Consider the following 8,288-nt stretch of genomic DNA (forward strand, 5'->3'; position numbering starts at 1 on the left):
CGGCGACGCGCGGGTCCGCGCTCGGGCCGTCAGGGGGTACGCGCGGGTGGGCGGGGAGGCGGTCGAAGCGGTTCGCCCGCTCGTGAACGCGCGGAACGACCTGGTGCGCGGGGCCGCGGTCGACGCGCTTGTCACGATGGAGAGCGACGACGCGGTCGAACTGCTCGCGCGCGCGGCACGGCGCGGCAACGAGGGACTCAGGCTCGCCGTCGTGCGTCGGCTCGGAGCGCTCGGTCGCCGGGACGCGACCGGCGTGTTGCTCGGCTCGCTGCGGGACCCCTCGGCATCGGTTCGCCGGGCAGCCGCGCGGTCCGTCGCCGCGGTGATCGCCGAGGCGGACGCCGTCCCGGCGGGCGATGTCCGCGACCGGCTCCTCGCGGAGCGACCCTTCGAGGCCGACGGGCTGCTCGCGGTGTTCCGGGCAGTCGCCGCGGAGCGAACCGGAGCCGACCGGAGGGCAGCGCCCGCCGACGCGACCGCGGGATCGGAGGAGCGCGTCGACACCGAGACCAAGCGGTACGCGGCGTGGCTGTACTGCGAACTCCTCGAATCCGCGGACCCGACCGCGGCGGACCGTTCGACCGCGGTCGAGTGGCTGATCGACGCGCTCGACCACCGCGACCGGCTGGTCGCCGATCTCGCCGCCGCGTACCTGCCCCGGATCGCCTCGACGAGCGGGACTGGGGACGGTCTGCCGGACGACGAGACCGACTCCGCCCTCGGGGTCGACATCAAGCGGAACCTCCGCGCGCTCGCCGGCGACGAGGCCGCCTCCGACGCCGCGCGGGAACGCGCCAGGGCGGTGTTGCGGCGGTTCAAGCGGGCCGTCGTCGAGGCGGCCGCGGACCGCGACGTGGAGTACGTCTACGTCCGCTGGCCCGCGGACTACACGGAGAGCTACAACGAGTGAGAGCGCAGCGACGCCGAGTGACTGGACCCAGCGACGCCGAGTGAAGGGCGATTACGACGGGTGAGCGAGGACGAGGAACGGGAGACAAGTTCTCGCAGTCACGGCCGCCGAACGAACTGCCCGTCGTCGACCGCGACCGTCAGGTCGATCGTCTCGTCGAGGAGGTTCAGAACGGTGGCGACGTTACGGTCCGCGTCCGCGTCGACGTACAGCTGTAAGACGCCGCCCGCGTCGGCAAGGCGCGCGGCGAGCATACGGACGAAGGCCACCGACCGTTCGACGTCGAAGGCGGCGACGATCTGGTGGAAGACGCTCACCTCCAGCGAGACGCGCTCGCCGGGTTCGTGGTTGTCGTCGAGGATCCGCGAGACCGTCTCGCCGACCTCGGCCGGGGAGAGCCGCGGGTCGAGTTCGACGATCTCGACGTTCCGGCCCTCGAAGTCCACATCGGGCGTCGCCTCGAAGTCGTACTCCCCGGTGCTGACGATCACCGCCCGCCGTGGCCACGCGTCGAGGGCCTCGTCGAGCGCGCGGACCAGCCGCTCCGGGGAGGGGGTCACGGCCACCACGAGCCCCGCGGCGGCGTGGAAGTGGGTCCGGAGCGCGTCGGCCTCGTCGCCGGCGGCCGACGCGTCGACGCGGACGACCCCGTCCCAGTTGACCCGCTCGGCCACGTGTGTTCCGTCAGCGACCCGGTCGGCGACGTGTTCGTACAGGTGCCTTTTGAACTCGGCAACGGCGCCGCCGCTGTCGTAGGTGGTCTTGGCCGTGGCGCAGTACGGGCAGTCCCAACTTACACGGAAGTCAGACGTAGAGAGCGCGTCGGAGTCGTGTGCGAGCAGGTGGGACCCGGTCACGTCGACCATCTCCGAGCGGTCCCGCGTCCACGCGACGAACCCGCACCGGCCACACGCCCAACGGCTCACCATGATCAGAGACGTGTCTCTCGGGAACCGTCGGAAGCACATGTATGTTTGGTAATGTGTGTGGAGACCGCGGCGTCGGGGGAGCGGCGGTCACTCGGGCCCGAGCGAGCCGGCGTCACCGCCGTCGGGACCGACAGACGCGTCGACCGCGAACCCGTTCTCGTCGGCGTGTTCGACCCGGACGCGCGTGACCCGGGTCGCGGTCGCGCCGGTGACGGCGAGCGTGACCTCGCCGACCGCGACGCGGTCACCTTCCTTCGGGAGCCGCCCGAGCTGACGGGTGACGAGCCCCGCGACGGTCTCGACGCCTGCGTCCGCGGGCAGCGAGAGGCCGAGCGCCTCGTTGAGGTGGCCGACCGTCGTCCAGCCGCGGACCACGGCGGCGTCGGGCGCGACCACGTCGACCGCGTCCGTCTCCCAGCGGCCGACCAGCTCGCCGACGACCTCCTCGAAGAGGTCCTCCAACGTCGCGATTCCCACGACCGCGCCGTGCTCGTCAACGACGATCACCATTCGCGTCTCGCTCGCACGCATCTCCGCGAACAGCTCGTCGAGCGGCTTGGTCTCGGGGACGAACGCCGGCTCGCTGAGCGCGCTCGCGAGGTCGGCACCGCTCTCGTCGGCGCGGATCGCGTCGCGGACGTCGACGACCCCGACCACGTCGTCGCGGTTCTCGCCGTACACCGGCATCCGGGTGACTCCCTCGCTCGCGGCCCGCGAGAGCGCGTCCGCCGGGGTCGCCGTGTCGGGGAGCGCGACCACGTCGGTCCGGGGGACCATCACCGCGGCGACGGTGGTGGTCTCCAGATCGAGGACGCCCCGGATCATCGCGCCCTCGTCAGGGTCGAGCGCGCCCGTGACCTCGCCGGAGCGCACGAGCGTCGCGATCTCCTCCCGGGTGAGGTACGACTCGATGGCGGACTCGCCGCCGGTGAAGCGGTTGACGACGCCGGAGGCCGCCTCGAACACGTACAGGACGGGACGGAGCACGCGCTGGACCGCGACGACGATCCGGGAGACCCGGAGCGCGTGTCGCTCCGCGTTGGCGACGGCGTACGACTTCGGCGCGATCTCGCCGAAGACGATGACGAACACCGAGGTGACGAGCGTCGACCCCGTGGCCGCCTGGCCGCCGGAGAAGCCGAACCGGACGAACACCGCGGTCGCGACCGACGCGGCGGCGATGTTGGCGACGTTGTTGCTCACCAAGGCCGTGACGAGGAACCGGTGGGAGTCGTCGCGCAGCGCCGACAGCGCCCGGGCGCCGGGAGCGTCGGTCGCGACGAGCGAGTCGATCCGGTGGCCGGGGACGGAGAACACCGCGAGTTCCGAGCTGGAGAAGAAGGCGCTCACCGCGGTCAGCGCGAGGATGGCGCCGACGCCGACGAACGCGATCGTGAGGTTCATGCGCGGAACGTGCGGCCCAATATAAAAGGGAGTACCGGCGGCGAACATACCCACGAACGCGCATTCTCCAGTCGAAACAGAGGGGTCGATACCCACGAGCGCGGATCCGTTCGGGCGGCAAAACGGCGCGATGAGGAAAGCGTTAACCCCGCGCCGCGGGTGCGTTTCGACATGAAGGTACTCGTGACCGACCCCATCGCGGACGCGGGGTTGGACCGACTCCGAGACGCCGGCCACGAGGTCGTCACCGACTACGAGGCGGAGGGGGAGGCGCTGCTCGACGTCGCAGCCGACGCCAACGCGCTGATCGTGCGGTCCGGAACCGACGTGAACGAGGCGGTCTTCGAGGCCGCGAGCGAGCTCGTCATCGTCGGCCGGGCGGGCATCGGCGTCGATAACATCGACATCGAGGCCGCGACCGACCACGGGGTCATCGTCGCAAACGCCCCCGAGGGGAACGTCCGCGCCGCCGCCGAGCACACCGTCGCGATGACGTTCGCCGTCGCGCGTTCGATCCCGCAGGCGCACGGCCGCCTGATCGGCGGCGAGTGGGCGAAAGGCGAGTTCCTCGGTACCGAGGTGAACAACAAGACACTCACCATCGTCGGCCTCGGCCGCGTCGGGCAGGAAGTCGCCAAGCGCCTCGACTCGCTCGGGATGGACCTCGTCGTCTACGACCCGTACATCTCTGAGGAGCGCGCCGACCGGATGGGGGCGGAGCTCGTCGAGGACCTCCACGACGCGCTCGCCGTGGGCGACTTCGCGACGATCCACACCCCGCTTCTCCCCGAGACCGAGGGGATGATCGGCGAGGCCGAGCTGGCCAAGCTGGAGGGCGGCTACCTCATCAACTGCGCCCGCGGCGGCATCGTCGACGAGGATGCGCTCGCTGAGGCGGTCGAGGACGGCGTCCTCGCCGGCGCCGCGCTCGACTCCTTCGCCGAGGAGCCGCTCCCCGAGGACTCGCCGCTGCTCGACGTCGAGGAGATCGTCTTGACCCCGCACCTCGGCGCGTCGACGGAGGCGGCCCAGGAGAACGTCGCGGTCGACACCGCCGAGGCCGTCCTCGCGGCGTTCGACGACGAGCCGGTCCTCACCGCGCTCAACGCGCCCTCGGTCGACGAGAGCGCGTTCCCGCGAATCGAGCCGTACATCGACGTGGCCGAGACCGCCGGGAAGGTCGCCGCCCAGCTGCTCGACGGTCGGATCACCGGGGTCGAGGCGACCTACGAGGGCGACATCGCCGCGGAGGACGTCGACCTCGTCACCGCGAGCGCCCTGAAGGGCGTCTTCGAGCCGCTGGAGTGGCAGGTGAACGCGGTGAACGCGCCGCGGCTCGCCGAGGAGCGCGGCATCGAGGTGACCGAGTCGAAGACCCGGCAGACCGACGACTTCCAGAGCCTCGTGCGCGTCACCGTCCACAACGGCGACGACGAGATCGCGGTCGAGGGAACGCTGTTCGCCGGCGAGGACGCCCGCATCGTCCGGATCGACGGGTTCCGGGTCGACGCGGTCCCGTACGGCCACATGCTCGTCGCGCGAAACACCGACGAGCCCGGCGTCATCGGGCTCATCGGGACCGTCCTCGGCGACCACGACGTCAACATCGCCGGGATGTTCAACGGCCGCGAGACGCAGGGCGGGGAGGCGCTCACCGTCTACAACCTCGACTCGGCCGTCCCCGACGCCGCGACCGAGGAGCTGCTCGCGGACGACCGCGTCGTCGAGATCACCGAGATCACCCTGGACGGCGCCGACGGGCGTGCGGACGAGTAACGCGGGACTCGCCGAGTAGGCGGCGAGTACTGCGCAGCCCCGGAGAAGAGATCAGACCGTCCCCGGACGGGCTACGACTCCGCCGCGGGCGACTCCGAGACCGCGACGAGCGCGTCCGCGTCGGCGACGACGGGCGACGCGACGGCTTCGATCGGTCGATCCCCGAAGGCGACGACGAACGCCGCGCCGTCGCCGACCGTCGTGTCCGACAGGCAGGCTTCCCCTTCTGCGGCCCCGCGACCCGCACCGACGCCGACCGTCCAGCCGTGCGACTCGGCGAGCGCCGCGACCGACGCGAGGCCGATCCCGGTCCCCTCGTCCGCAGTCGTGTAGCCCCGGTCGAACACGCGGTCGCGCTCCGCCGGCGGGACGCCGGGGCCGTCGTCGATGACCGCGAACCCGCCGTCGAGCGCGACGGCGGCGACGGTCGCGTCGGACCCGGCGTGGACAGCCGCGTTCCGGAAGAGGTTCTCCAAGACGCTCCGCACCGCAGTCCTGTCCGCGGCGTACGACTCGTCGCCCGCCACCGTCAGCGTCGCTCCCGCCGTCTCGGCGGTCCGCCAAGCCGCCTCGGCCGCGGCCGCGAACGAGAACGACTCGGCACCGGCGTCTGGGTCCGGGTGGTCGACGGCCGCGAGCGTCTCGTCGACGATCTCGAAGATCCGGTCGTGAGCGCTCTCGACCCGCTCGGCCGCCGCCTCGTCGCCCGCGGTCGCGAGGTCCGTGAACCCGTCCGCGACCGTCAACGGGTTCTTAATGTCGTGCGCCAGCGCGTGCGTCAGCGTCTGGAGCCGGTCGTTCGCCACTTCGAGGTCCCGCCGGTTGCGCTCCGAGTCGGTCACGTCGCGAAACAGCAACACCGTCCCCTGCGAGCGGCTGCCGAGCGTCGGAAGCGAAACGGCAGAGAGCGAGACGAACCGCGGCTCGCCGGCGACCTCGACGCGGAGCGGTTCGTCAGGGGCCTCGCCGCGGCGGTACGCGGCGCGGACCTCCGGGGCGTCGGCGAGCGCGTCCGCGATCGGGACGCCGACCGCGACGCCCTCGCCGAGCCACGCGCGGGCCGCCGGGTTCGCGTCCGCGATCCGCCCGCTTCGGTCGACGACGACGATCGGGTCGGGGACCGCCTCCAGGGTCACCTGCCGGGCGACCGGCGTCACGCCCAGCGTCCGCCCCCGCCGGACCGCGATCGTGAATGCGACGCCCGTGAGCACGAACAGGAGTTCGGGCCGGAACGCCGGGCCGCCCCCGAGCACGACGAACTGCGCGCCCCACGGCGCGGCAGAGCCGACGAGCAGCAGCCCCGCGGACGCGCGGAACGCGGGCGCCGAGTCGTACACGCCGTACGCGAGCGTCGCGAACGTCCCGACGAGCAGGACCTGCGAGTAGAGCCAGCCGACCCACCACACCGGGCCGAACTCCCGGACGAGCACCGTCCCCGAGCCGACCGCGACGAGGTCGGTCCCGGTCCGGACCAGCCCGTGGACATCGTTCGTCCAGCTCAGCAGGGTCAACGCGGCGAGCGGGGCGAGCAGCGCGAGCAGGCGGCGCCGGGAGAGCCACGCGTCGTAGCCGAGGTAGGACGCGACGAACGCGACCGCCGCGACCGGGACGACCGCGGTCGCGGGGTACTGGACGTTGAGCCAGAACAGCTTCCCGGCCTCAGTCGTCGCGACGGCCTCGCCGAACAGCCCCGCGGACCACCAGGCGATCGCGGCCATGAACGCGACCGCGGCGCGACCGCCCGACTCGTCGCGGGAGTCGAACGCGACCGCCGTCGCACAGACCGCAACGACGGCGGCGAGCGCGGCGAGCGGTGCGGTCGTCGGGACGTCTATCAACTTGTCTGTCGTTCAAGTGTTTACTACTTAATACAAACTGTCGGGGCGACGTGTTCGGCAATCGGTGATAGCGCCAACGGCTCTGGGGTGTCGAGGGCGCGGGTCGAGAGCGGGAGGTGGGCGGCCGCACCGACCGGCCCCGTCGGGCGATCAGTCGTGGAGGTGGTCGACGACGGCGTCGGCGTCGTTCGGGACCGGCTCGGGGTCGCCGCCGGCCTCGTAGGCGGCGTCGGGGTCCTTGAGGAGGTGGCCGGTCGTCAGGCAGACCACGCGCTCGTCGTCGTCGACGACGCCCTCGCGCCGGAGCTTCTTGAGGCCCGCGAGGCTCGCGGCGGAGGCGGGCTCGACGCCGACGCCCTCGCTGGCGAGGTGGCGCTGCGCGGCGGTGATCTCCGGGTCGCTCACGGCAACGGCGGTGCCGCCGGTGTTCCGGATGCCGGGGAGCGCCTTCGGCGCGTTGACGGGGTTGCCGATGCGGATCGCGGTCGCCCGCGTCTCGACCTCCTCCCAGCGGCGGATCTCGTCGTTCCCCTCCTCGACCGCCTCGACCATCGGCGCGGCGCCCTCCGCCTGGACGCCGGTGAGCTTGGGGACCTCGTCGGGGTCGAGCGCGCCCGACTGGACGAGCTCGCGGAACCCCTTGTACAGCGCCGAGGTGTTGCCCGCGTTGCCGACGGGCAGGACGATGCGGTCCGGGAACGTCCCGTAGTCGGCGTAGAACTCCTCTAAGATCTCGAAGCCGATCGTCTTCTGCCCCTCCAGCCGAAACGGGTTCAGCGAATTGAGCAGGTACGCCTCGCCGCGGGCGGCCAGCTCCTGGACGATGTCGAGGCACGCGTCGAAGTTGCCGTCGACCTCCAGGATGCGCGCGCCGTGGAGGCTCGCCTGCGCGATCTTCCCGGCGGCGACCTTCCCCTCCGGGAGGAGGACGAGGGTCTGCATCCCGCCGCGGCCGCCGTAGGCCGCGAGCGCGGCCGAGGTGTTGCCGGTGGAGGCGCACGCGAGCGCGCCGACGCCCAGCTCCTTCGCGACGCGGACGCCGACGGTCATCCCGCGGTCCTTGAACGAGCCGGTGGGGTTCATCCCCTCGTGTTTGATCCGAAGCACGTCGACGCCAACCGCCTCCTCGATGCGCGGGACGCGGTGGAGCGGCGTGTCGCCCTCGGGGAGGGTAACGCCGAGGTCGAACGGGAGCCCCTCGCGGTAGCGCCAGACGCCGCGGTCGGGGCCGTCGGAGGACGCGCCGGACCCGAACTCGTCGAACGTCGGGGGGTCGTCGTACCGGACTTCGAGCAGGCCGTCGCACTCGTCGCAGGTGTAGCGCACCGCCTCGAACGGGGCGAACGTCTCGTCGCACGCGATACACGCGAGCCACGTCCCGTCGTCGGCGCAGTCTGGCGCCGCCGGGGTCGGGGCGTCGATGGCGAGATC

Annotated in this window: 6 protein-coding genes; 2 read left to right on the forward strand and 4 right to left on the reverse strand. The window is 72.1% G+C overall.

What is annotated here, in order from left to right; genetic code table 11:
- Positions 1–910, forward strand: a 910-nt coding sequence (locus tag Z052_RS14860; protein WP_144050041.1) for a HEAT repeat domain-containing protein, incomplete at its 5' end; no start/stop codon positions are given.
- 98 nt (positions 911–1,008) lie between these two features.
- Here Z052_RS14860 and Z052_RS14865 read toward each other — a convergent pair.
- Both Z052_RS14865 and Z052_RS14870 read right to left on the reverse strand, forming a co-directional pair.
- Positions 1,009–1,839: a hypothetical protein gene (locus tag Z052_RS14865; protein ID WP_086216894.1), complete on the reverse strand. Its 831-nt coding sequence runs from the start codon at positions 1,837–1,839 to the stop codon at positions 1,009–1,011.
- An 87-nt stretch (positions 1,840–1,926) separates the two neighbouring features.
- Entirely contained in the window at positions 1,927–3,243 is a 1,317-nt protein-coding gene (locus Z052_RS14870; protein ID WP_099289207.1) for a hemolysin family protein, read from the reverse strand.
- 171 nt (positions 3,244–3,414) lie between these two features.
- Here Z052_RS14870 and serA point away from each other — a divergent pair, with 171 nt between their 5' ends.
- Positions 3,415–5,019 carry a phosphoglycerate dehydrogenase gene (gene serA, locus Z052_RS14875; RefSeq protein WP_049932012.1) on the forward strand — a complete coding sequence of 535 codons (1,605 nt, stop codon included), beginning with the start codon at positions 3,415–3,417 and terminating at the stop codon, positions 5,017–5,019.
- 71 nt (positions 5,020–5,090) lie between these two features.
- Here serA and Z052_RS14880 read toward each other — a convergent pair whose 3' ends face one another.
- Positions 5,091–6,857 carry a histidine kinase N-terminal 7TM domain-containing protein gene (locus Z052_RS14880; protein WP_089308522.1) on the reverse strand — a complete coding sequence of 589 codons (1,767 nt, stop codon included), beginning with the start codon at positions 6,855–6,857 and terminating at the stop codon, positions 5,091–5,093.
- 150 nt (positions 6,858–7,007) lie between these two features.
- Positions 7,008–8,288, reverse strand: a 1,281-nt coding sequence (gene thrC / locus Z052_RS14885; RefSeq protein WP_394338388.1) for a threonine synthase, incomplete at its 5' end; no start/stop codon positions are given.

Source organism: Halorubrum sp. C191 (assembly GCF_002727095.1).
GTDB lineage: Archaea > Halobacteriota > Halobacteria > Halobacteriales > Haloferacaceae > Halorubrum > Halorubrum ezzemoulense.

Coding starts and splice junctions, on each gene's coding strand:
- serA (WP_049932012.1), top strand. CDS start 3,415: ATGAAGGTACTCGTGACCGACCCCATCGCGGACGCGGGGTTGGACCGA.
- Z052_RS14870 (WP_099289207.1), bottom strand. CDS start 3,243: ATGAACCTCACGATCGCGTTCGTCGGCGTCGGCGCCATCCTCGCGCTG.
- Z052_RS14865 (WP_086216894.1), bottom strand. CDS start 1,839: ATGGTGAGCCGTTGGGCGTGTGGCCGGTGCGGGTTCGTCGCGTGGACG.